Origin of the sequence: Inquilinus ginsengisoli (genome assembly GCF_050434925.1) — a bacterium.
GTDB classification, from domain to species: Bacteria; Pseudomonadota; Alphaproteobacteria; order DSM-16000; family Inquilinaceae; genus Inquilinus; species Inquilinus ginsengisoli_B.
In genome coordinates, this window is record NZ_JBNDJK010000001.1 from 4,857,154 (window position 1) to 4,880,309 (window position 23,156).

At 69.5% G+C, this 23,156-nt stretch carries 20 protein-coding genes; 9 read left to right on the forward strand and 11 right to left on the reverse strand.

All coding sequences use genetic code 11. The features are described 5' to 3' along the window. The first annotated feature begins 1 nt into the window (after position 1). Entirely contained in the window at positions 2-403 is a 402-nt protein-coding gene (locus QFZ27_RS23195) for an acyl-CoA thioesterase (protein WP_342241551.1), read from the forward strand. Positions 404-604: 201 nt separating this feature from the next. Here QFZ27_RS23195 and QFZ27_RS23200 read toward each other — a convergent pair whose 3' ends face one another. The 6 genes from QFZ27_RS23200 to QFZ27_RS23225 form a co-directional block, all read right to left on the reverse strand. Then, positions 605-1,333 (reverse strand): class I SAM-dependent methyltransferase, encoded by a 729-nt coding sequence (locus tag QFZ27_RS23200; protein ID WP_429228833.1) that lies wholly within the window; start codon positions 1,331-1,333, stop codon positions 605-607. Positions 1,334-1,648: 315 nt separating this feature from the next. Then, entirely contained in the window at positions 1,649-1,873 is a 225-nt protein-coding gene (locus tag QFZ27_RS23205; RefSeq protein WP_225766854.1) for a YMGG-like glycine zipper-containing protein, read from the reverse strand. Between the two features lie 78 nt (positions 1,874-1,951). Then, positions 1,952-2,941: a calcium-binding protein gene (locus tag QFZ27_RS23210; RefSeq protein WP_429228836.1), complete on the reverse strand. Its 990-nt coding sequence runs from the start codon at positions 2,939-2,941 to the stop codon at positions 1,952-1,954. 392 nt (positions 2,942-3,333) lie between these two features. Then, positions 3,334-3,987: an amino acid ABC transporter permease gene (locus QFZ27_RS23215; RefSeq protein ID WP_429228838.1), complete on the reverse strand. Its 654-nt coding sequence runs from the start codon at positions 3,985-3,987 to the stop codon at positions 3,334-3,336. Next, positions 3,987-4,655, reverse strand: coding sequence for an amino acid ABC transporter permease (locus QFZ27_RS23220; RefSeq protein ID WP_429228839.1), 669 nt, complete (start codon positions 4,653-4,655; stop codon positions 3,987-3,989). Before QFZ27_RS23220 ends, QFZ27_RS23215 begins: the two co-directional genes overlap by 1 nt. Positions 4,656-4,849: 194 nt before the next feature. After that, positions 4,850-5,692, reverse strand: coding sequence for a transporter substrate-binding protein (locus tag QFZ27_RS23225; protein WP_429228840.1), 843 nt, complete (start codon positions 5,690-5,692; stop codon positions 4,850-4,852). A 113-nt stretch (positions 5,693-5,805) separates the two neighbouring features. Here QFZ27_RS23225 and QFZ27_RS23230 point away from each other — a divergent pair, with 113 nt between their 5' ends. Further along, a complete protein-coding gene (locus QFZ27_RS23230; protein ID WP_429228841.1) occupies positions 5,806-6,570 on the forward strand; it encodes an IclR family transcriptional regulator in 765 nt (254 codons plus the stop codon). 158 nt (positions 6,571-6,728) lie between these two features. Further along, the gene (locus QFZ27_RS23235; RefSeq protein ID WP_429228842.1) at positions 6,729-9,236 is read left to right on the forward strand and encodes an RICIN domain-containing protein; all 2,508 of its coding nucleotides are present in this window, start codon (positions 6,729-6,731) and stop codon (positions 9,234-9,236) included. 33 nt (positions 9,237-9,269) lie between these two features. Here the strand turns inward: QFZ27_RS23235 and QFZ27_RS23240 are convergent, their stop codons facing one another. Both QFZ27_RS23240 and QFZ27_RS23245 read right to left on the reverse strand, forming a co-directional pair. Continuing rightward, on the reverse strand, positions 9,270-9,665 hold the full coding sequence (locus QFZ27_RS23240) for a VOC family protein (RefSeq protein ID WP_429228843.1): 396 nt from the start codon (positions 9,663-9,665) through the stop codon (positions 9,270-9,272). 8 nt (positions 9,666-9,673) lie between these two features. Next, a complete protein-coding gene (locus QFZ27_RS23245) occupies positions 9,674-11,536 on the reverse strand; it encodes an adenylate/guanylate cyclase domain-containing protein (protein ID WP_429228844.1) in 1,863 nt (620 codons plus the stop codon). Positions 11,537-11,693: 157 nt separating this feature from the next. Between QFZ27_RS23245 and QFZ27_RS23250 the strand changes: the two genes are divergently transcribed. Then, positions 11,694-12,419, forward strand: coding sequence for a DUF72 domain-containing protein (locus QFZ27_RS23250; RefSeq protein WP_429228845.1), 726 nt, complete (start codon positions 11,694-11,696; stop codon positions 12,417-12,419). On the opposite strand, the gene QFZ27_RS23255 is transcribed toward QFZ27_RS23250, so the two are convergent. After that, the gene (locus tag QFZ27_RS23255) at positions 12,406-13,095 is read right to left on the reverse strand and encodes a class GN sortase (protein WP_429228846.1); all 690 of its coding nucleotides are present in this window, start codon (positions 13,093-13,095) and stop codon (positions 12,406-12,408) included. The genes QFZ27_RS23250 and QFZ27_RS23255 overlap by 14 nt on opposite strands. Next, a complete protein-coding gene (locus QFZ27_RS23260; RefSeq protein ID WP_429228847.1) occupies positions 13,092-15,335 on the reverse strand; it encodes a marine proteobacterial sortase target protein in 2,244 nt (747 codons plus the stop codon). The genes QFZ27_RS23255 and QFZ27_RS23260 overlap by 4 nt, the downstream gene beginning before the upstream one ends. A gap of 118 nt (positions 15,336-15,453) precedes the next feature. Between QFZ27_RS23260 and QFZ27_RS23265 the strand changes: the two genes are divergently transcribed. Next, complete coding sequence (locus tag QFZ27_RS23265) at positions 15,454-16,311, forward strand: helix-turn-helix domain-containing protein (RefSeq protein WP_429228848.1); 858 nt, start codon at positions 15,454-15,456, stop codon at positions 16,309-16,311. A gap of 15 nt (positions 16,312-16,326) precedes the next feature. On the opposite strand, the gene QFZ27_RS23270 is transcribed toward QFZ27_RS23265, so the two are convergent. Then, positions 16,327-16,638 (reverse strand): hypothetical protein, encoded by a 312-nt coding sequence (locus QFZ27_RS23270; protein ID WP_429228849.1) that lies wholly within the window; start codon positions 16,636-16,638, stop codon positions 16,327-16,329. A 177-nt stretch (positions 16,639-16,815) separates the two neighbouring features. On the opposite strand from QFZ27_RS23270, the gene QFZ27_RS23275 reads away from it, so the two are divergent. The 4 genes from QFZ27_RS23275 (at position 16,816) to QFZ27_RS23290 (ending at position 23,122) form a co-directional block, all read left to right on the forward strand. Beyond that, positions 16,816-17,694: a sigma-70 family RNA polymerase sigma factor gene (locus QFZ27_RS23275; protein WP_429228850.1), complete on the forward strand. Its 879-nt coding sequence runs from the start codon at positions 16,816-16,818 to the stop codon at positions 17,692-17,694. Between the two features lie 122 nt (positions 17,695-17,816). Further along, positions 17,817-21,014 carry a UvrD-helicase domain-containing protein gene (locus tag QFZ27_RS23280; protein WP_429228851.1) on the forward strand — a complete coding sequence of 1,066 codons (3,198 nt, stop codon included), beginning with the start codon at positions 17,817-17,819 and terminating at the stop codon, positions 21,012-21,014. Between the two features lie 135 nt (positions 21,015-21,149). Then, positions 21,150-22,070, forward strand: coding sequence for a DMT family transporter (locus QFZ27_RS23285; RefSeq protein WP_429228852.1), 921 nt, complete (start codon positions 21,150-21,152; stop codon positions 22,068-22,070). Positions 22,071-22,402: 332 nt separating this feature from the next. Continuing rightward, complete coding sequence (locus QFZ27_RS23290; RefSeq protein WP_429228853.1) at positions 22,403-23,122, forward strand: glutathione S-transferase; 720 nt, start codon at positions 22,403-22,405, stop codon at positions 23,120-23,122. Positions 23,123-23,156 lie beyond the last annotated feature (34 nt).

The window sequence follows — 23,156 nt, forward strand, 5'->3', positions numbered from 1 at the left end:
CGTGACCACTCTGCTGCTGCCATCCGGGATGCCGGCCCTCCGCACCATCGCCATGCCGAAGGATGCCAATCCGAACGGCGATATCTTCGGCGGCTGGCTGCTGTCGCAGATGGATCTGGCCGGCGCGGTGGTGGCGCATGAGCGGGCGCGGGGCCGCACGGCTACGGTGGCGGTGGACGCGATGAGCTTCCTGGCCCCGGTGCGGATCGGTGACACCGTCTCCTGCTATGCCGAGCTGGTGGCGAACGGGCGCAGCTCGATGAAGGTGCGGATCGAGACCTTCGTGCAGCGGCGCACTGACCATAGCGTGGTCAAGGTCACCGACGGCACCTTCACCTATGTCGCGATCGATGCGGACGGCAAGTCCCGGCCCCTGCCGCCGGAGCCGACCGCGATCGGGTGAGTGGGCTCAGAGTCCCCAGGCGTAACCGAACACGGCCAGGCCGTAGCACATGCCGAACAGCAGGGTGAGGGTCACGGTCTCGCGGATGAAGGTCCAGTCGCTCATGATGTTCCTCTTGTGTTCTTGTGAGGGCAAGAAGAACATAGGAAGAACAATCGGTCAAGCGGGTATCGCAGGCCCGGGTCAGGCTCGCTCAGGCCCTCAGCGGTCGGCGGCAAACAGCAGGAAGGCCGGGCGCTCGCGTTCGATGGCGTATTCCGGGTGTTCCGCGATCTGCGCCGCGGTCGGGCCCCATTCCTCGAGATGCGACAGGGTGAAGCCGGCCCGCAGCAGCAGCCCGGCATAGCTGCCGATGGTGCGGTGCCGCTTGACCACGCCCTTGGCCAGCCAGTCGGTGACGCGCGGCCCTTCGTCGAGGTAGCGGTCGACCGGCCAGACATCGCGTCCGGCCTCGTCCCGCACCCATTTCGGATCGGACGGGGCGGAGTAGATCGGGTGCTCGACCGACGCCACCAGCCGGCCGCCCGGCGCCAGCGCCCGGTGCAGCCGCGCCAGCAGCCCCTCCAGGTCGGCGATGTAGTGCAGCGCCAGCGAGCTGTAGGCCAGGTCGAAGGATGCGGGCGGCAGCGCCAGCCGCTCCAGATCCTCGCGGCGGTAGGTGACGGCATCGTCCGGGTCGGTCACCCGGGCGCGGGCCAGCATGTTCTCCGAGACGTCGAGGCCGAGCACCTCGGCGGCGCCCGCCTGCCGAGCCCAGCGGCAGAACCAGCCGAAGCCGCAGCCGAGATCGATCACGCGGCGGCCCTTAAGATCCGGCACCAGGGCGCGCAAAGAGGGCCATTCCGGGGCGCCGTCAAGGCCTTCGACCGACCGGCGCAGCCGGCTGTATTCGGCGAAGAAGGCGGGGTTGTCGTAGATGTTCTGGGTCATGCTGCGGACTCCATCTGAAGAGGGCGGACGGGTGCGCGGCAGGCCGGGAATGCGGCCAAGAAAAAGCCCCGTCCGTTTCCGGCGGGGCTGCGTGGGTTCGGAGCGCCGACCGGGGTCAGCGCACACAGAGTCCGGGCGTCCCGCCGACGGCGATGCGGCTGCATCTGACAACCATGCGGGGCGCGATGACGGACATGGCTTCTGTATCGCCGTCGAGGGACTTCGCGTCAAGGGCAGGTTTCAGCAGGATGGAGTTCGATCCTATCCCTGGCCCTGCATCGGGAAGCGGCCCGGCCAGGCGGCCGGACCCGATCGTCACCAGTAGCCCTTGCTCTTCAGGTTGCCGGCGACGCCGCCGGCCGCGGCGCCGATCACGCCGCCCGCCAGCAGGCTGCCGCCGGTCAGGGCGGTCAGGGCGACACCGCCGGCCGCGCCGATGCCGGCGCCGCTGAGCGTGCCCTGGGCCTCGCGGCTCATATTGGTGCAGCCGGCGGCGAGCAGGGCGGCGGCAAGGGCGATCGGCAGAAGGCGGCGGGTCATCGGGCACTCGAGGCAGGACGGGACGGGTCAGGCAACCCGTGGTGCCGTGCTTTGTTCCGTCCCGCCTCGTTGCCGGGGTTACAGCACGAAGTCGTCGGCGACCGGCTCATGACCGCCGAGCAGTGCGATCGACAGGTCGGCCTGGCCGTCGCCATCGATGTCGGCGCCGATCACGGCGAGGCCGCCGGCGGCATCGAAGCGCAACTCGCCGGCCTGGCCGGAGAAGGCGGCGCCGCCGATGAAGCTGAAGGCGGTGTCGCCGTTGCCGGCATCGCCGTCGGCATCGATCCCGGCCAGGTCGATCCTGTCGCCGCCGGCGAAGTCGGCGATGACGTCGCGGGTGTCGAGGCCGGTGCCGGTGTCGCCGGCCGCGGCGAAGACGAAGCGGTCGGCGCCGCTGCCGCCGATCAGCGTGTCGGCGCCGGCGCCGCCTTCGATCCGGTCGTCGCCATTGCCGCCGACCAGCCGATCGTCGCCGCCGGCCCCGGTCAGGGTGTCGTCGCCGCCCAGGCCGCGCAGGATATTGCCGCCGGCGTTCCCGGTCAGCGTGTCGCCGAAGCGGCTGCCGTGGATGGTCTCGATGTCGCCGGCGATGACGTCGCCATTGGCGCTGCCGCCCTGGTTGACATGGGTCGCCAGGTTGATCGAGACGGCAGCGTCGCTTTCGGCATAGCTGGCGATGTCGATGCCGTCGCCGCCGCTGAGGATGTCGGCGCCGGCGCCACCGCGCAGCAGGTCGTTGCCGGCGCCGCCATCCAGCGCATCGGCGCCGCTGCCGCCGGCGATCTTGTCGCGGCCCTCACCGCCGGTGATGACGTCGCCGCCATTGCCGCCGCGCAACCAGTCGGCATCGGCGCCGCCGTCGATAACGTCCAGGCCTTCGCTGCCGTCGATGATGTCGTCGCCGGCGCCGCCGGTGATCACGTCGAAGCCATTGCCGCCGTCGATGGTGTCGCCGCCGCCGCCGCCGCTCACCACATCATTGCCGTTGCCGCCGTCGATGGTGTCGTCGCCGGGCGTGCCGATGATGATGTCAGGGCCGTTGGTGCCGGTGTTGGTCGCAGTCATGTCCATGTCCCCCTTGCATGTCACACGCGATGTCCGAAGTCGGTGCCCGTCGCGGGGCAGGGCCCGGAGGCCGCCGCTCGCCCGGCCGGGACGCGGCCCCGCCGAAGGCAGGGCCCCGGACGGCCGCGAAATCTGGCGAAGCCGGAGAGCCGTTAAAGGTTTCGCCGGATTCTGTCTGACGTCGTGACCGATTCGAAGTCTATTTAGACTCGATCATGCCAGGATGTGGAGCGGATTCTTTCCGGCGAAATCTATTTCCTAATATAGCGGAATTAAAGAAAATGATGGGCAACGGATTTTCGGCGGGGCGGTGCATAAATCAGTAATATTTATTTAACGCAATTGCGGAGGGAATGTCGAAAATCTTGGCGATGAGCGCCGGCCCTGCGCCCTTACCGCAGCGCGGCGCGGCGGCTGAGGGCCTTGCCGAGGCGCTCGATGGCGAAGTTGACGACGAAATAGACCGCCGCGGCCAGCAGATAGAATTGCAGGCTCATATAGTTGCGGCTGATCACCTCCTTGGTCGCCAGCAGCAGCTCGGTCACGCCGATCACCGACAAGAGGGTCGACGCCTTGACCATCTCGGTGCCGGTGTTGACCCAGCTCGGCAGGATCTGGCGCAGCGCCTGCGGCAGCAGGACCAGGATGACGGTCTGGCGGAAGGTCAGGCCGAGCGACTTCGCCGCCTCGGTCTGGCCCAGCGGGATCGCCTGCAGCGCGCCGCGCACGATCTCGCCGACATGCGAGCTGCAGAACACGGCCAGCGCGAAGGTTCCGGCCTGCACCGCGGTCAGCTGGATGCCGATGACGGAGAGGATGTAGAAGGCGGCCAGCACCAGGACCAGCACCGGCGTGCCGCGGATGAAGTCGACATACAGCCGGGTCGGCCAGCGCAGGGCTCGGCCGCCATAGGTCAGGGCCAGGCCGACCAGAACGCCGAAGACGGTGCCGGCCACGATCGACACGGCCGAGATCTGCACCGTCAGCCAGGCGCCGTCGAGCAGGGCCCAGCGCGCCACCCAGACCTGCTGCAGGAAAGCGTCCATCACCGGGCTCCCGGCAACCGCAGCCGCGCCTCGAGCCGGCGCAGCAGGAGGGCGATGACGGTGCAGGTGGCGACGTAGAGCAGGCTGGTGACCATCCAGGTCTCGATCACGCGGAAGCTCTCGGTGTTGATCTTGCGGGCATAGAAGGTCAGCTCCGGCACCGCGATGGCGGCGGCCAGCGAGGTGTCCTTGAACAGCGAGATGAAGTTGCTGCCCAGCGCCGGCAGGATGTTGCGCAGCATCAGCGGCGCCACCAGCAGCCGGCGGATCTGCATCGGCCGGAGGCCGAGCGCGGTGCCGGCCTCGATCACGCCCTTGGGCACCGACTGGATGCCGGCGCGGAACACCTCGACCAGATAGGCCCCGGCATAGACCGAGAGCGAGGCGACGAAGCTGTCGATCTTGTCGAGCCGGATCCCCACCCGCGGCAGGGCGAAGAACACGAACAGCAGGATCACCAGGATCGGCAGGTTGCGGAAGAAGGTGACGTAGCCGGAGGCCAGGCCGCGGGCGACCCGGCTGCGCGAGGTGGCGGCGAAGGCGCCGACCAGGCCGAGAACGCAGCCGATCAGGATCGACACCACCGCCAGGCCGAGCCCGAGCGCCAGTCCGCTGAGCAGCAGGTCGCGGCTGGCCCACACCGCGCCGAAATTGAACTGGTAGTTCACCCGCGTCTCCGTTGGTGCCTCAGCGGCGAGGCCGGCGCCACCCCCTCACCCGAAATCGCGTTGCGATTTCGACCTCTTCCCAGGGAGAGGTTTAGGGCAGCCGCCCCTTTCCCTCTCCTCGGGGAGAGGGAGGGGCCCGGCCCGCTTGGGCCGGGAGGGTGAGGGGGCCGGCGCAGGCCTCCGAGATCCGAGTCTCAGCGCATCTCGGTCGGGAAGCCGATGGCCGGGGCCGGCGGGCGCTGGCCGAACCACTGCTCGAAGGAGGCGGCGTAGGTGTCGTACTCGACCCCGGTCATCGCCTCGTGCAGCGCGGTGTTGACGAAGTTCAGCCAGTCCTGGTCGCCCTTCTTCACGGCGCAGGAATAGGTCTGCGGGTTCCAGCCGTAGCCGGCGTCGAGATAGCGGTCCGGGTTCTGCTTCATGAACCAGCGCAGCGACGACATGTCGGTGGCGGCGGCCTCGGCCCGGCCGGAGTTCAGCGCCTCGTACATCAGGTCGGTGCTCTCATACTGGTCGACCGCCGCCTCCGGCAGCGCCGCATGCACCATGTCCTCGGCATAGACGTTCTGCAGCACCGCGACGGTGACGCCGCTGCCGGCGGCCTTCAGCTCGTCATAGCTCTTGCGCTGGCCATCCTTCAGCAGCAGCAGGCCGACGCCCTCGCGATAGTAGGGGATGGTGAAGTTCACCTGCTGCGCCCGCGCGGCCGTGACGGTGATGAACTGGCAGGTGATGTCGACCTTGTCGGTGGTCAGGTTCGGGATGCGGGCGTCGGAGGACTGGACCACGAACTCGACCTTGGTCGGGTCGTTGAACAGGCCCTTGGCGATGATCTTGGCCATGTCGATGTCGAAGCCGGCGAGGTCGCCCTGCTCGGTCTTGAAATGCCAGGGCGGGTTGGTGCTGCCGGTGCCGACGATCAGCTTGCCGCGGCTCAGCACCTCCTGGAGCTTGTCGGCCGCCAGGGCGCCGCCGGCGGTGCCCAGCAGCAGGGCGGCGGCGCTGACGGAGAGCAGTGTCCGGGTCACGATGCGCATCTCAGCCTCCATGTTATCGTCCGGTATATTGGACAATGATCTTGTATGTCGGACAACCGGTACGATAGGCTCGGCTTGAGGCGAATGCAATCGAACGCAGCGAAGGGGCGGTCATGGCAACCAGCCGGGAGCGGGGCATCGACCGGGCGGTGGCGATCCTGGAGCATCTGCAGGCGCGGCGCGGGCCGGTGCGGATGGGCGAGCTGGCGAAGGCGATCGGCGCCCCGCGCTCGACTCTCTACGAGATCGTCGGCCGGCTGACCGCGGCCGGGATCCTGGAGCCGGTGGGCGACGGCGGGGCGGTGTTCTTCGGCCGCGCCGTGCATTACTACGCCCAGACCTATGTCGCCGGCGTCGACCTGTTGAGCCGGGCCCGGCGCGAGGTGCTGGGCCTGGCCACCGAGACCGGCGAGACGGCGCAGTTCTGCATGCTCGACGGCGACAAATACGTGGTGATGCTGAACGAGCCCGGGCGCCGCACCTTCCGCATCACCTCGGAAGTCGGGATCCGGCTGCCGATCCCCTGGACCGCCTCCGGCCGGCTGCTGGTGGCGCATCTCGACGCGGCCGGGATCGCCGAGTTCATCCCGTACGAGGATTTCACGCTGCCCTCGGGCGAGCGGATCGATCCGGCCACCTTCGTCGCCGAGACCGGGGCGGCGTGGGCGCGCGGCTACGCGGTGACGCAGGAGCTGGTCGACCGCTTCACCCGCTGCCTGGCGGCCCCGGTGGTGGACCGCGACGGGCGGGCGGTGGCAACCTTGTGCCTGGTCACGCCGCTGGACACGCCGGCGGAGCGGCAGGGCGCGCTGCTCGACACCCTGCTCGCCGCCGCCCGCCGCCTGTCCCTGGCCCCGCCGGGGGCGGTGGGGCTGTAGGGAGGTCCATTCGTGCCGGTATTCAGATCTGAATTCGGGTCAATTTAAGAAAAGTTCTTTTATTTTGATTCGTGAGAGAACCGTGGCCTGATGAATCTCAGTAATATTGATTCTGGTCAGTATTGCTAATTCTATCATTCTGCGAGGAAGGTAATTTTATGACACAGTGGTTTTGCATTCTTACCGGTGATGATGTCGCCGCCCAACAGGCCCTCTCGGTCGACTTCCATACCAATCCAGGCACGAATGACTCTGGGCTGAACAACGCCCCCATCTACATGATGATGGACAGCACAAATGGCGTCCAGTATTCGCTGCAGAGCATGTACCAAATGTGGCAATTGGCCGGCGACGGCTCGATCGTCAGCGCCTTCAATCCCAACTACGTCCTCGGTCTCAACGGAACCAATGCCGTCCTGGTGCAGCGCTCGCCTGGCGACGCCAGTCAGCAATGGGAGTTCAAGTGGGTCCAGGACAGTCAGGGCGTGATGATGGGCACGCTGTGCAATAAGGGAAACCAGCAATATCTGGCCGCGGGCAATCCCTGGAGTTGGCAGCCTGTCTTCACCCAGGACATGCCTGCCGGCGGGCCGTCGGGCCTGATGCAGTGGTTCATCCAGCCGGTCTCGCCGCCGACAGGACAATTGCTGTCCATCCGAAGCGTCGGCGCCGGCGACACACCACCGATGGTCGTCAATATCCAGTGGGCCTCGATGACCCCCGGCACGACCACGATCCTCTATGAAGCCCAGCCCAACTCTCCGAATATCGTCTGGACCTACACGGAGGACGGGTTCCTGCTCAGCTCGGTCAACCCCGGCCTCGCCCTCAGCCTCAACGTCAATGCCTCGGTCGGGAGCGGCAGCGCCAATGGCGTGGCCACCTATCCGAAGCAGCCGCTGGACGCTGGCGCCAGCTTCCAGCAATGGTCGTTCGTCCAGGTCGACGCGCAGGCGGGAACCTACCTGATCGTCAATCAGCAGAGCATGCAGGCGCTCGCCATCTCCGGCACCAGCAACAAGGACCCGCTGCAACTGGTGCCGCCGGATCCGACCGATCAGACCCAGCTCTGGAGCGTCAGCCCGACCTATCCTCTCGAAGTCCTGCTGGCGCAGCCGTCGGTGGGCTATCCGGCCTTCACCGGCAGCGAGCTCGCGGCCTATACCTATCTCAACGGCCAGTTGGGGCTCACCAAACTCGGGACCGATCTGAGGTCGCAATACGGCAACCTCGCCGCGCCGCTGGCCGGCTATCAGTCCCGTGTCAATATGATCGCGACCGCGGTCGTCCTGCAGCATTCGCCGAAGGACAAGAACCCGCCGGCGGACCTGCCCGACACCGACGCCATGGTGACGGTGGCGGGCGTGCTGAGCGAGGAGCTGACCGCGGCCCAGGCCGTGCAGCAGCTGTTCCAGCAGCTGACCATGTTCCATGCCGAACTGGCCATCGTGGCGACGAACGCGACATCGGCCGTCATCGCCGACGCCGCGATCGACACCCAATCCCAGCAGGCGGTCAAGGTGAGTTCGGCCGCGATCTTCGAGGGGCTGATCTACACGATCCTGTCCGCGGGGTCGCTGATACCCGGCGAGGGCGAGGTCGCGAAGGGGCTGGGCATGTTGCTGCCCGTCATCGCCAACCTCTACCAGACCGGCGTGAACACGGTGTCGTCGTACAGGCAGTCCAAGGCGCAGAACGCGCAGAAGGAGAAGGACGAGGAGATCTTCTACGATTTCGAGGGAGAGGTCGCCCAGGTCCAGCAATTCCTGGTCGACAGCTTCGAGGCCGTCGGCAACGCCCTGGCGGCGATGGAGTCCGCCATCCTGGGCGACAGCTTCAAGACACGCACCGTCGCGGCGATGGCGGCGCTGCCCAGCGGCGGTAACTCGCTGTTCTGGCCGCCGGAGCAGGGGGTGACGCTGATCCCCCGCATCGTGCCGGGCTACGAGGTCGGGGTGCTGCAGGCGCTGCTGCCGACCAAGTATCAGATCTATACCGGAACCTGGATCCAGGGTTCGGTTCAGAGCAACACGAATTTCGACAGCATCCCGCCGCCGACGGCTCCCAGCTATTGCATCTGGGATGAGGAGATCAATTCGCAAGCCGGCTCCGGCGGCGCCTCCACGGTCTACTGGATCGCCTCGGTCGCAAGCCACGACGCCGGTTATCCTGGCCAGGCGACGATGGATTTCCTGAGCAAGAACAGCAGCGTCCGGTGGTTCAATTTCTATCGAAGGCTGGCCGGATGGAGTGGATTCGCGTCGGGGGAGAAGTGGCTCACCAACAACCAGACCATTCTGATGTTCCGGAACTACACGAGCACGACGCTGAGCATCGCGCTGAAAGCGAACGACGCCGAGATCGGCTTGAATGGTCCCGGCAGCATGACTTTGACCCTGCCGCCCTTCGGCTACCAGAGCGCGGTTCTCTTCTCGGTCAAGAACGGCCACGATAGCAAGCCCGATGCCTCGGTGACGGTGACGACGCCCGACGGCACGACGGTCTGGAGCGCGACCGCCGGGTCGAATTATTGCTCTTCCGTCACCTGTTCCGGCGACTTCGCGACCTATCCCTACAGTGCGGACAACGCTCCCTACATGTTCAGTTCCAGCGTCACCACGGGGGCGGGAGGGTGCGACATCGGCATCGCCCTGGCGCAGAGCTGAGGACGCGGCCGGCTCTCCGCTCTCCCGTCGTGATCACCCTGCCCGATGGCACACCGCCTCCACGCGGTTGCCGTCGGGGTCGAGCAGGAAGGCGGCGTAGTAGCTCGGGTGGTACTCCGGCCGCAGGCTCGGGGCGCCGTTGTCGCGGCCGCCCTGGGCCAGGCCGGCGCGCCAGAATGCCTCCACCGCCGTCCGGCTCGGCGCCTTGAAGCACCAGTGGCGGCGCGGCGCGTCCTCCGGCCGTGGGCCGAGGCGGATCGACAGATAGCTGCGTTCCGGATGGCCGGCGTCGCTGCGCTCGCCGTAGCCGATCCAGGCCTCGTCCGGAAGGATGCCGACCTTGGTGACACCGATCGCCGCCAGCACCGCGTCGTAGAAGCGCTCCGCCGCGGCGAGGTCGGAGACGGTGATCGAGACATGGTCGAGCATGGCGGGCCTCAGGGCTGACCGGGCGGAGGCGAAGCCTGCAGCCGGAAGATCTCGATCTCCGTCCGGCGGCCCGGCACGGCGTGGGGGCCGAGTCTGTGCAAGTCCGACCGCTCGCCCACCGCCAGCGCCACCGTCTCGCCGCTGGCCAGCACCACGACCTCGTCGGCCGGCGCCACCGCCTTGCCCAGTTGCTCCAGCCGGTTGCCGAGATTCACCGCGTCGCCGACGATGGTGTAGCCGGACCGGCCGCTCATGCCGATGTTGCCGGCCACCACCGGGCCGCTGTGCAGGCCGATGCGGACGCGCAGCGGCGCCAGGCCGTGGCCACGCCGGGCGGCATTGTCGGCCGCCACCGTCGCGGCGATGGCGCGGGCGGCGCGCAGGGCGCGGTCGGCATGGTCCGGCTGGTCGTCGGGCGCGCCCCAGAAGGCCATGACGCAGTCGCCGATGAACTTGTCGATGGTACCGCCCTCGGCCTCGACGCAACGGCCCAGCAGGTCGAAATGGGCGTTCAGCATGGCAGCGACCTCGGCCGCCGGCATCCGCTCCGCCACCGCGGTAAAGTCGACGATGTCGGTGAACATCACCGTCACCACCCGCTCCGCCGACGCGATCTCGCCGCTGCCGCCGCTGCGCAGCAGGCGCCGCACCAGCGATTTCGGCACATAGGTCTCGAGCCAGCGCAGCCCGGTCAGCATGGTGTTGTAGGCGCGGGCCTGCTCGTTCAGCTCGGAGAACAGGCTGCCGGGCAGGGGGCGCAGCGCGGCGAAGTCGAGCGAGCCGACGGCGCGCACCTCCCGCGCCATGGCGCCGACCGGGCGGGCGATGGCGCGGCTGACGACGATCGCGGCCAGGATGGCGATGGCCAGAACGGCCAGGCCGGCCAGCGCGGCATGCAGCAGGTCGTCGGTCGGCTTGTCCAGGGCCGCGACCGGCACCTCGACGCCGACGATCAGCGGCTGCGGGGCATAGCCCTCGACCGTGCGGGTCAGGATGACGCGGCCATCGCCGCCGAGGCGCACGACGCGGGCCTCCAGGTCGATCTCGCCCACCGTCTCGCGCTTCGCCTCGGTCCACAGCGCCGCCAGGAACGGGTCGCCGACCTCGTCCAGCGTGGGCAAGGGATGCCCGGGCGACAGCGCCGGCCGCTGCTCCGCCATGGCCGGATGCGCCAGCACCCGGTCGCGGCCGTAGAGGATGAAGGGCGTGGTGCCGGGATTGGCCTCTGAGATCGTCCTCAGGTGGTCGGACAGCGCGTCGATGGTGATCGTGGCGGTCAGCACGCCGACGAATCGGCCCGCGGCATGGACCGGCCGGTGCAGGTTGGCGACCGAGGTGCGCATCACCTCGGCCGGCACGAAATGGACCGGCCCCCAATAGGCGTCCCGGCGCCCGCGCGCCGCCTCGATCTCCTGCCGCTCGTCGTCGCGGTGGATCGTGTCGGTGGAGGCGAAGACACCGTGCGGGCCCTGGGTGACGCTGCGGATTGCGCCGTCGGCGGCGGTCAGGGACAGCACCCGGACCTGGGGCGTCCCGGCCAGGGCGCCGGTCATCAGCCGGTCCAGCGCCGCGCCGCCAGTCGGGTCCACCTCCCCGGACGCGATCTCGCGCGACAGGAAGGCCAGCTGGTCCTCGACCGGGGTGAAACGGTCGGCGATCCGCGCCTGGACCGAATCGAGTCCGAGCTGCGCCGCCCGCGCCAGCAGGTCGCGGGTGGTGCCGGCAGTCATGAACCAGAACACGGCGAGCACGTCGATCGCGGTCAACGCCACCAGCCCGGCCATCACCACGGCCAGCGTGCCGGACAGGGGGATGGTGCGGCGCCGGGTGGCGGCGGCGCGCCGATCGGTGGTCTCCGCCTCTGTCGCCAAGCCGCTCCTCCTCGCGCTTGCGGCACATTACACCAGTCGTTATCGAGGTCGACTCTCCGGCCCCTCCCTCGTCGTGGCGAGGGACATGTGTCATCGGCAATGAGGGCTGATACTGCACCGCGCCGACGGAATTTCTCTCCGACGTGTTCTCCAGAGGATGACCGACATCCCGATCTATATCGGCACCGCCGGCTGGAGCGTGCCGTCGCGCTATGCGGACCGGTTTCCGGCCGAGGGTTCGCATCTCGATCGCTATGCCCGGCGACTGAACGCGGTGGAGATCAACACCTCGTTCTACCGTCCGCATCGACGCGAGACTTATGAACGCTGGGCCGCGAGCGTGCCGGCGGAATTCCGCTTCGCGGTGAAGCTGCCGCGGACCATGACGCAGGAGCGCCGCCTGAAGGATTGCGGCGACCGGCTCGACCGTTTCGCCGCCGAGGTGGCGGGGCTGGGGCTGAAGCTCGGGGTGGTGCTGGTGCAGCTGCCGCCGAGCCTGGCCTTCGAGGCGGCGACGGTGGAGGGATTCTTCGCCGAGCTGCGCCGCCGGATCGATGCGCCTGCCGCCTGTGAGCCGCGGCATGCCAGCTGGTTCGGGCCGGAGGCGGAGACGCTGCTGGCGGCGCTGCGGGTCGCCCGCGTCGCCGCCGATCCCGTCCGGGCGCCCGGGGACGGAGAGCCGGGCGGCTGGGACGGGCTGGTCTACTACCGGCTGCACGGCTCGCCGCGGATCTATTACTCCGACTACGACGAAGCCGTGCTGGCCGGGATGCGGCGGCGGCTGCAGACGCATCGGGCGGCAGGCGTTCCGGCCTGGTGCATTTTCGACAACACCGCCGCCTTCGCCGCCCTCGGCAACGCCCTGGCCGTCATGGGGCCATAGACGCGTCGGCGACGACCGGGCCGGGCTGGCGGATCTCCTCCGCTTCCACCAGGTAGCGGTAGGGGCCTCGCGTCGTGGCGTCGAAGGGCCAGCAGGTGGCCAGCACCAGATTGCGGCCGGGCGCCCGGGGGTCGATGCCCGAGACATCCCAGACCGCCACCCGCGTGCCGGTCACCCGGAAGGTGAGACGGCGCCCGTCGCGCCGGGTGACGGCGATCTCGTCGCCCGGCTTGACGTTGCGCAGGACGCGGAAATGGGTGTCGCGATGGGCGGCGTAGACCGCGGTGCCGGGATCGCCGGCCTCCGGCGTGTCCTGGACATGGCCGGGACCGAAGGCCAGGGCCTGGCCGCTGGCGCCGGCCAGGGCGATGGCGCTCTCGCCCAGCCGGGGCAGCTCGATCCGCGCCACCGGCCAGGTGTCGGCCCAGGGCCAGGGCTTCACCGCCCGGCCGGTCGCCAGGGTCTCGGCGAAGGCGTGGTCCAGCAGCACCTGCGCCAGCATCGCCTTGGCGTGGATCCACAGGCCCTGGCCGGCCAGCAACAGACCGGCCAGGACGAGGAGGAGAGCGACGAACCGGGACGTCGGCCGGCGCTGGCGAGGCGGGCGCTGCGCGCGCTGGCCACGGGGCAGGTTCTGCCCGGCGAGCGGGTGGGACAGCGGCAGGGTCGCGTTCATGCCCGGCCTCCCGTCGACCGGCGGCCGAAGCCGAACACCGTCATCCCGGCCAGCAGCAGCAACAGGCCGGCGATGATCCGCAGCTCGGCGTCGGTCGCGGTCTGCGGCAGCACCACATCCTCGACCGGCACCGGGTTGTTCGCGGCAGCTGGGGCGTTGAAGCGGGCGGCGGCGGGCAGCAGCAGGCTGGCCTGGCGGAACTCGGGCTTGGGCCTGGCACCGAAGACCTTGTCGAAATCCCAGCCGGCGGGGAGGTTGAGCGGGATGTCGTTGCGGCTCAGCGTCGCCCCGTCCGGCCGGCGTGGCGTCCGGTCGATGGCGACCAGGCTGGTCAGCCGCGTCACCAGATGGTGCTGCAGCGCCAGCGACAGGATCCGCTGGTCGGCCTGCTCCGCATCGATCTGGCCCAGGGTCTGCGCCACCTCGGCATCGGCGATCCTGCGCCGGGCCCACAGCTTGGACAGGCCTTCGCCCTTCGCCGCCTGGGCCACCGGCAGGGTGACGATCCAGGGCCGGTCGCCGATCATGCCCTTGACCTCGATCGTGCCGGACAGCGCGGCCAGCCTGGCCGCCAGCACCACCGGCTCGCCGCGATACAGGTCGGGCAGCGTCTCCGGCGTCGCATCGGCGCCGCCGGCCGAGAAGCTGGCCGACAGGTTGGTGACGACCGGGCTCTCCAGCTTCTCGAACAGGGTGCGCATCCGCTCCTCCACCTGATCCGGCGCGCCGATCTGGGTGAAGGTGCCGCGGCCCAGTTCGGCGGCGCGGCTCATCAGGAAGGTGTTGGGGGCGGAGCCGATGCCGACCATGAACACCCGCGACCGGCCGCGCATGCCGGCGATGGTGTCGAACAGCTGCTGCTCGTTGCCGATGGCGCCGTCGGTCAGGAACACCACCTGGCGCAGGCGGGCGCGGCCGTCATCTCCGTGCTCCGCGAGGGCCGCTTGCATCGCCGGCACCATCTCGGTGCCGCCCGAGGCCTCCAGGCCGGAGACGAAGGATCTGGCACGGCCGACATGCTCGGCATCGGCCGGCACCACGTCGGGGAACAGCACGTCGAGCGTGTCGTCGAAGCGCACCACGTTGAAGCGGTCGGCGGGGGACAGCCGGCCGAGGGCATAGAGCAGGCTGGACTTGGCCTGGTCCATCGAGGCGCCGCCCATCGAGCCGGAATTGTCGATCACGAAGACCACGTCGCGCGGCCGCTTGTCCTCGGCCTGCTGCAGGGCGGGCGGGGTGACGAAGGCCAGGAGGTAGTCCTCGCCGGCGACCCGCTCGCGGAACAGCCCGACCGAAGGCGTGGCACCGGCCGCCGCGGTCCAGCTCAGCTCGAAGTCGCGGTTGGCCGGGACCGGGCCCTTCATCCTGATCACGCGGCTGTCGGGACCCTGGGTCTCGACATCGACCGCATGGTTGGCGCTGACCACCTCGCCGAGCGGGAAGCCGGCCTGCAGCTTCACCGTCAGGGTCACCGGGTTGACCGGCGCGTTGTCGCGCGGGTCCAGCACCGGCGGGGTGATGCGGTCGCGGCCCGGCACCGGGTCGGTCATGGTCCGGCCCCAGCCCTGGCCGGGCTTGAAGTCGACCGACTGCGCCACCGGCGCCGGGGTGTAGCGCGGCGCCACCACCAGCGGCACGCGCAGCGAGAACCGGTCGCCCGACTGGCGCACGGTCTCCTGGTACTCGATGCGGATCAGCACGGTCTCGCCCGGGCCGACATTGGCGACCGAGGTGGTGAACAGGTTCGGCCGCTCCTGCTCGACCAGCCCGGCGGTCCGGCCGGCCTGCTTCGCCGCCTCATAGGTGCGGCGGGCCTCCTCGCGGGCGGCGATGTCGCCGGTGATGACGCGGTCGCCGACCACCATCTTCAACGTGTCGACCGCGCCGTCCTCCGGCAGCGGATAGACATAGACGGCCTCGACCCATTGGTCGGTCGGGTTCTGGAACACCTGGGTGACATGGACCCGCGCCGTCGGCCCGCTGACCGTGAGGTCGACATCGGTGCCGAGGCGCGGCGCCTCGACATAGCGGCCCTTCTCATTGGCGCGGAACAGCAGCGCGCCGGACTGCATCTCGCCCGGCGTCACCAGCGCCGCCTCGGCCCGGGCGGCACGCCCGCCGACGGCCACCGTCAACACGGCCAGCAGCAGCGACAGCAGCAGCAGCGGCGCCGCGTGCCCGAACCGGGACTGGAGCGCCGACCGCAGCCCCGCCGGCGTCTCCCTCGTCATGGAATTCATCGAACCCTCCGTGGACCTCGGCCGATCCCCATCGGCCTGAGTTTTTGTCGGTCCGGGGGGCGTTGTCCGGCCACGGTGATGATCCGGCTTGTTCCGCAGGCGGTGGCCGGGATAGGTCTTGCTGCGCACCGCTCTGTGCGGATCGGTGCGGATCTGTGCGGAGGAGGGCGCCTTGGTCGGCTTGTCGACGCACCCGGCGGACCACGAGCTGTCGGAGGAGCAGAGCCACGCCGTCGCCGGCCTGGTGCGGGAGGAGCTGGCGCGCCGCCGCATCTCGCGCCAGTTCCTGGCCGACCAGGCGAAGATCAGCCTGTCGACGCTGGAGAAGGCGCTATCCGGGCGCCGGCCCTTCACCCTGGCGACGCTGATCCGGCTGGAGGAGGCGCTGGGCGTGAAGCTGCGCCATCCGGAGCCGAAACCGGCCGCCCCCACCGCGCCTGTAAGGCTGGCCGGGCCGGTCGGCGTGGCGCCGGAGGGGCTCGGCTCCTATTCCCGGCCGGCCGTGTCCTGGATCGAGGGCGAGTATCTGACGCTGCGGCCGTCCTTCGGCGACCGCCGGGCGATCTACGCCTACCGCACCGAGATCCGCTGGAACGACGCCGGGTCGCACCTGGCCTTCCATGAGGCCGAGCGGGTCGACGCCGCCTTCACCCAGCACGGCACCGTCTCGGTGCCGCACCAATCCGGACATATCTACCTGGTGACCAACACCCACGGGCAGTACCGCATGGCGGTGCTGGGCCGGCCGACCATCACCGGCGAGATGCACGGCATCCTGACCACGCTGCAGGCCGGCCCCGGATCGCAGCTGACGCCGGTGGCGTCGCCGATCGTGCTGGTGCCGATGGCGGCGGCCGGCGCGCCGGAGTTCGGCCGCATCGTCGCCGACCATGCCTGCCACGCCCGATATCGCGACATCCTGCGGCGGACGGTGGAAGAATCCTTCGCGCGGTTCCTGCCGGTCTCGGCGGACTGAAGACCCCGACCCTGGTCAGCCGTCGGCCAAGCCGTAGGACTCCAGCAGCTCGAACGCGTAGCGGGCTGCCTCCGGCGGGGTGGTGCATCGCTGGCTCACATCCCGGGAATAGGCCTTGAAGGCAGGCAGCTCGGTCAGCACGGAGCCGTCGTCCGACCGGGTGTTGACGAACAGGTGGATCCACTCCTCGCCGCTGCGGAACAGCAGATAGGCCACGCCCTCCGGCCTGGCGGCCTTCAGCTCGGCGAACACGGCTCGGGCCAGGGCCTCGTTCTCGGCGGCGAATTCGGGCTTGGTCGCATAGCGCACCAGGGTCAGTCTCGGCATCGGATCCGGTCCTCGTCTCGGACGACGCGCGAGATGCGCGTCGTCGACATCCAGGACGCCGCGCCGGACGCAAAGGATGTGGCCGAAATAATTTTTTGCGGTGGTGCATCCTTTGGCGGGGGTCGGTCGTCCTTGGGACGGGGCCCTTCGTCCGGGGCCGGACACAGTGAGGCCGCGATGCCCGACGGAAGCTTTGACACGGATGCCTTCGGCCGGCTGATGGCGGAACTGCGCCCGCGGCTGCACCGCTACTGCGCCCGCATGGTCGGATCGGCGATCGAGGGCGAGGATGTAGTGCAGGAAGCCTTCGCCAAAGCGGCGGAGGCGTTCCCGGCGGCCGGCTCGATCGCCCGGCCGGAGGGCTGGCTGTTCCGCATCGCCCACAACGCCGCGCTCGATGCCCTGCGCCGCCGCCGGCGCCGGGCGGAGATCCCGTCCGACCATGTCCTGGCCGGCCTGGCCGATCCCGCTGCCGCCGATGCGCGCGTGGCCGCGGCGGCTGGCCTGGAGATGCTGCTGCGCCTGCCCGTGGCGCAGCGGTCGTGCCTGGTGCTGATGGATGTGCTGGGTCATTCCCCGGCCGAGACCGCGGCCATCCTCGACCTCAGCGTGCCGGCCGTGAAGGCCGCCTTGCATCGCGGGAGGACGCGGCTCAAGCGGCTGGCCGCGATGCCCGACGCCCCGGCGCCCCGCCTGGCCGCGGCGGAACGGGACCGGCTGCGCGCCTATGCCGACCGGTTCAACGCCCGCGACTTCGATGCCTTGCGCGACCTGCTGGCCGAGGACGTGCGGCTGGAGGTCGTGGGCCAGACCCGCCTGGCCGGGCGCCGGGATGTCTCGGTCTATTTCGGCCGCTACGAGCGCCTGTCCGACTGGTTCGTCACAGCCGGCATGGCCGAGGGGCGGCCGGCACTGCTGGTCCAAGACCCCGCCGATCCGGCAGCGGCAGTGCGCTACATCGTTCTACTCGACTGGACGGATGGGCGGATCGCGGCAATCCGCGACTTCCGCCACGCGCCCTATGTGATGGATGGCCTGGCCGTGTCCCGCGTCTAGAAGCCCGTCGCCATCCCGCATTTGCCGCCCCGGCCCCGCGTCCTATCATCCCCGGATCGGCGCCCGAGTCTGCACGGCGATCATTGGTGCGAGACATGGGGGCGCGGCGACACGGGGCCGAGATGCGCTTTCACGCCGATCTGCACGTCCATTCCAAGCATTCGCGGGCGACCAGCCGGGATTTGGACCTGGAGCATCTGGCACATTGGGCGGCGCGCAAGGGCATCGGCGTGGTCGGCACCGGCGACTGCGTGCACCCGGTCTGGCTGGCCGAGCTGAAGGACAAGCTGGTGCCGGACACGCCGGGGCTATTCCGGCTGCGGCCGGACCTCGAGGCCGGGGTGATGGCGACGCTGCCGGCGCCGTGCCGCACCCCGGTGCGCTTCATGCTGTCGACCGAGATCTCGACCATCTACAAGAAGGGCGACCGCACCCGGAAGATCCACCACCTGATCTACGGGCCGGATTTCGCCACGATCGACCGGCTGCAGGCCAGCCTGGCGCGGATCGGCAACATCGCCTCGGACGGGCGGCCGATCCTCGGCCTCGATTCCCGCGACCTGCTGGAGATCGCGCTGGCCTCGGGGCCTGACGCCTATCTGGTGCCGGCGCATATCTGGACGCCGTGGTTCGCGGCGCTGGGGTCGCAATCCGGCTTCGATTCGATCGCCGAATGCTATGGCGACCTGTCGGACCATATCTTCGCGGTCGAGACCGGCCTGTCCTCCGACCCGGCGATGAACTGGCGGATCTCCTTCCTCGACCGCTATCGGCTGACCTCGAACTCCGACGCGCATTCGCCGGGCAAGCTGGGGCGGGAGGCCACCGCCTTCGATTGCGACCCGGATTACCACGCCATCCGCCGGGCGCTGGAGATCGGCGATGGCTATGTCGGCACCGTCGAGTTCTTCCCGGAGGAGGGCAAGTACCACGCCGACGGCCACCGCAAATGCGATGTCCGACTGAGCCCGCAGGAGACGCTGGCGCTGGACGGGCGCTGCCCGGTCTGCGGCCAGCCGGTCACGGTCGGCGTGCTGCACCGGATCGAGACATTGGCCGACCGCAGCGAGGAAGAGGTGGTGCCGCCGCCGACGGCCGGCGAGATCTCGAGCCTGGTGCCGCTGCCCGAGATCCTGTCCGAGCTGCTGTCGAGCGGCCCGGCCAGCAAGACGGTGGAGCGCAGCTACGACCGGCTGGTCGGCACGCTGGGATCGGAGCTAGGGATCCTCGGCGAGGTGCCGGTCGAGGACATCGCCCGGGCCGAGAGCGAGTTGCTGGCGGAGGCGGTGACGCGGCTGCGCAAAGGGCAGGTGATCCGCGACGCCGGCTATGACGGCGAATACGGCGTGATCCGCCTGTTCGAGCCGCAGGAGCTGAGGAGCCGCACCGCGGGCGGGCTGCTGTTCGACCTGCCGCTGAGGAGGGCGGAGGCAACGACAGAGGCTGCCGGAACGGTGCGTAACCTCTCCCGCCCGGCGGGAGAGGCCGGGCGTCCGCAGGACGCCCGGGTGAGGGCTGGCCCGGGCCTCGACGAAGAGCCCTCACCCGGAGCCGCCAACGCGGCTCCGACCTCTCCCGCAAGCGGGAGAGGCACACAAGCGGCCGACTCCACCGGCCTCCTCGACCGGCTCGATCCCGACCAGCGGGCGGCGGCGGAACGGGGCGAGGGGCCGCTGCTGATCGTCGCCGGGCCTGGATCGGGCAAGACCCGGACGCTGACCCACCGCATCGCCCATCTGATCGCCGGTGGCGCGGCGCCCGACTCCTGCCTCGCCATCACCTTCACCCGCCGGGCGGCGGCGGAGATGCGGGAGCGGCTGGAGGCGCTGCTGCCAGGTGCTGCGGCGCGGATGCCGATCCACACCTTCCATTCGCTCGGCCTCGCCTTCCTGCGCGAGCATGGCGAGACTGTCGGACTGCACCGCGAATTCCGGGTGGCGGGGGAGGCGGAGCGCGCGGCCCAGCTGCAGGAGGTGCTGGAGGTATCGCGCACCAAGGCGGAGCGTCTGCTGCGCGCGATCTCGCGGGCGAAGCGCACCGGGGCGCCGGCCGATCTGGACCTGGCCGAGGCGCTGGCCCGCTACGACGAGGCGCTGGCGCTGCGCAGCTGGATCGATTTCGATGACCTGGTCGGCAAGACCATCGAGGCGCTGGAAGGCGATCCCGGCCTGGTGGCGCTGACCCGCGACCGGTTCCGCCACGTCTCGGTCGACGAGTTCCAGGATGTCGACGACAGCCAGGTGCGCCTCTTGTCGCTGCTGGTGCCGTCCGGCGGCAATCTCTGCGTCATCGGCGACCCGGACCAGGCGATCTATGGCTTCCGCGGCGCCGACGCCTCCTGCTTCGACCGGTTCCACCGCGATCATCCCGGCGCCGCCGTGATCCGGCTGCGGCGCAACTACCGCTCGACCGGCACCATCGTCACCGCCGCCTCGCGCTTCATCGGCGCCGATGGCCGCACGGAGCCGGCAGCCGAGATCGTGCGGGCGATGCAGGACCGCATCTCGGTCCACGCCGCCGCCAGCGACAAGGCCGAGGCCGAGTTCGTGGTGGCCGAGATCGAGGCGCTGCTGGGCGGCCACAGCTTCTTCTCGATCGACAGCGGCCGGTCGGACGGTCGCGCGGACGACCAGCTTTCTTTCTCCGACATCGCCGTGCTGTACCGCACCGACGCCCAGGCCGAGGCGGTGGCCGAGGCCTTGGCCCGCGGCGGCATGCCGTTCAAGAAGAGCTCGCTGGCGCCCCTGGCCGAGGACCCGGCGGTCCGCGCCTTGCTGGCGGCGCTGGAGCCGGAGGAGGGGCCGCTGCCGCAGCAGCTGCAGAGAGCAGCCGAGCGGTTGGTCCGTGACGGCGCAGACCCGGCCACGACCACGGCGGCGCTGCAGCGCCTGGCGCTGATCGCGTCCCGGCAGGACACGGACGATCGCACCTGCTTCCTGGCCGCGGTGGCGCTGGCGACCGAGGCGGATTTCTGGGATCCGCGCGCCGACCGGGTCTCGCTCCTGACCCTGCACGCCGCCAAGGGGCTGGAGTTCCCGGTGGTGTTCATCCTCGGCCTGGAGGACGGCGTGCTGCCGCTGCGCTTCGGCGAGGCCGACCCGGCGGCGACGGCGGAGGAACGGCGGCTGTTCTATGTCGGCATGACCCGGGCGATGGACCGGCTGTTCCTGTGCCGGGCGCGCGAGCGGCGCTGGCGCGGCGGCACGGTGCGGCTGGAGGCATCGCCCTTCCTCGGCGAGATCGAGGCCGAGCTGCTGGCCCACCGCCGCCCGGACCCGGCGCGGCGCCGCCCGGCCGACCGGCAGCTCAGCCTGTTCTAGGCCTTCCGCCACGGTAAGACCGCAATTCGGCGCGATTCCGGCGCCGCCCGGCGCGAATGCGGCCATGATTGCCTGCTGTGATGACGTCATTCGTGCCGACTCGGCAGCAGTCGTATTTCAGAAGGCTCATTCACCGTGCGCACCTCTCCCCGTCAGATGCAGGGACTCGCGCTGTATGCCCTGGGCGTCGGCGCCTTCGCGACGATGGATGCCTTCGCCAAATATCTCAGCGGCAGCTACCCGGTCGCCGAGATCATCCTGATCCGCGCCCTGTTCGGATACCTGCCGATCCTGGTCCAGTACCGCATGGGCACCGTGCGTGGGATGCAGGCGGTGCGGTCCAGCAAGCCGCTGCTGCAGCTGCTGCGCGGCGGCTTCGTGCTGGCGGCCGGCGCCACCTTCTTCCTCAGCCTGTCCGGCCTGTCGCTGGCCGACGCGACCGCGATCTCCCTGGCCGCGCCGGTGTTCATGGCGCTGTTCGGCATCGCCGTGCTGCGCGAGCCGGCAGGCCGCGAGACTTATGTCAGTATCGCCATCGCTTTGGCCGGCGGCCTGCTGATCGTGCGGCCCACCGACGGGATGAATTTCTATGCCGTGATCGCGGTGGTGTCGGCGCTGTTCTACGCCCTCGGTGTGGTCGCGACGCGTCGGGCCGGGCAGGCCGACCCGCCGATCGTGACCGCGATCTGGGGCAACACCGTGATGGTGATAGCCTCCGCGGCCATGATCCTGCACTCGGGCTGGGTCTGGCCGACCGCCGATGACTGTCTGCCCTTCATCGGCGTCGGTCTGGCCGGCGGGCTGGCCAACCTGCTCTATATCGGCGGGCTGCGGCTCAGCGGCGTCTCCGACGTCGCCGTGATCGACTACTCGATCTTCGCCTGGGCGGCGGCGTTCAGCGTCCTGGTCTTCCATGAGGAGATCGCGACCCTCAGCCTGATCGGGGCGGCCCTGATCGTGTGCGGCGGGGTGTACAGCGCCGTGGCGAAATGGCTGCGGTCGCGGGACGAGCCGGCGGAGGCGCCGCTGGCCCTCGGCATGGGGCCGACGTCCTGAAACGAGCGGGCTGATACGAGACCGGGCTGACATAAGATCGGGCTGAAACGAGATCGGGGGCGAACCCGCCCCCGTCTCCCGTCGCTCTACCATCCCTGTCCGGTGGTCCGCTGGGTCGCCGTAAGACGCCCATCGAGCTGCTGATTGCGGGCGAACAGAATATGCCCGTTTGACTATCGACGCTCCGAATATGATCCCCAATTCAAATCAAGGCCGCCTCAGGCTCGATGGGCGTACCATCCGGTGGGACAGTATGGCCATCGTAACCAACCAGCGTGAATCGAACGTGAATTCGTTTCGCGACCGCAACGCGCAACGAAAGGATCTTGCGGATGACCTATGAGCTCTACTACTGGCCCGAGATCCAGGGTCGCGGCGAGTTCGTCCGGCTGGCGCTCGAGCAGGCCGGCGCCGAGTATGTCGATGTCGCCCGCGAGGAGGACGACGACCTGCCCGGGCTGATGCACTACATGCAGGATGGGGCGGTGCCGCAGCCGCCCTTCGCGCCGCCCTATCTCAAGGCCGGCGACCTGCTGATCGGCCAGACCGCCAACATCCTGCTGTTCCTGGGCGACCGGCACGGGCTGGCACCGGCGGACGAGGCGGGGCGGCTATGGACGCACCAGCTGCAGCTCACCATCGCCGACCTCGTGGTCGAGGTGCACGACACCCATCACCCGGTGGGCAGCGGCCTGTACTATGAGGACCAGAAGCCGGAGGCGAAGCGCCGCGCCGAGGATTTCCTGGCCCATCGCGTGCCGAAATATCTCGGCTATTTCGAGCGGGTGATGGCGCGCAACCCGGCCGGCGACGCGCATCTGGTCGGGGCCGAAATCACCAGTGCCGATTTGTCGATGTTCCAGATCATCGCCGGGCTGCGCTACGCCTTCCCGAAGGCGATGGCGCGGATCGAGCCGAAGCATCGGCGCCTGGTGGCGTTGCACGATCTCGTGGCGGCGCTGCCGCGCGTGAAGACCTATCTGGCCTCGCCGCGGCGCATCCCGTTCAACCAGATGGGCATCTTCCGCCACTATCCCGAGCTCGATCCCTGATTTATATTGTCAGACAATAATCCATCACGGGAGG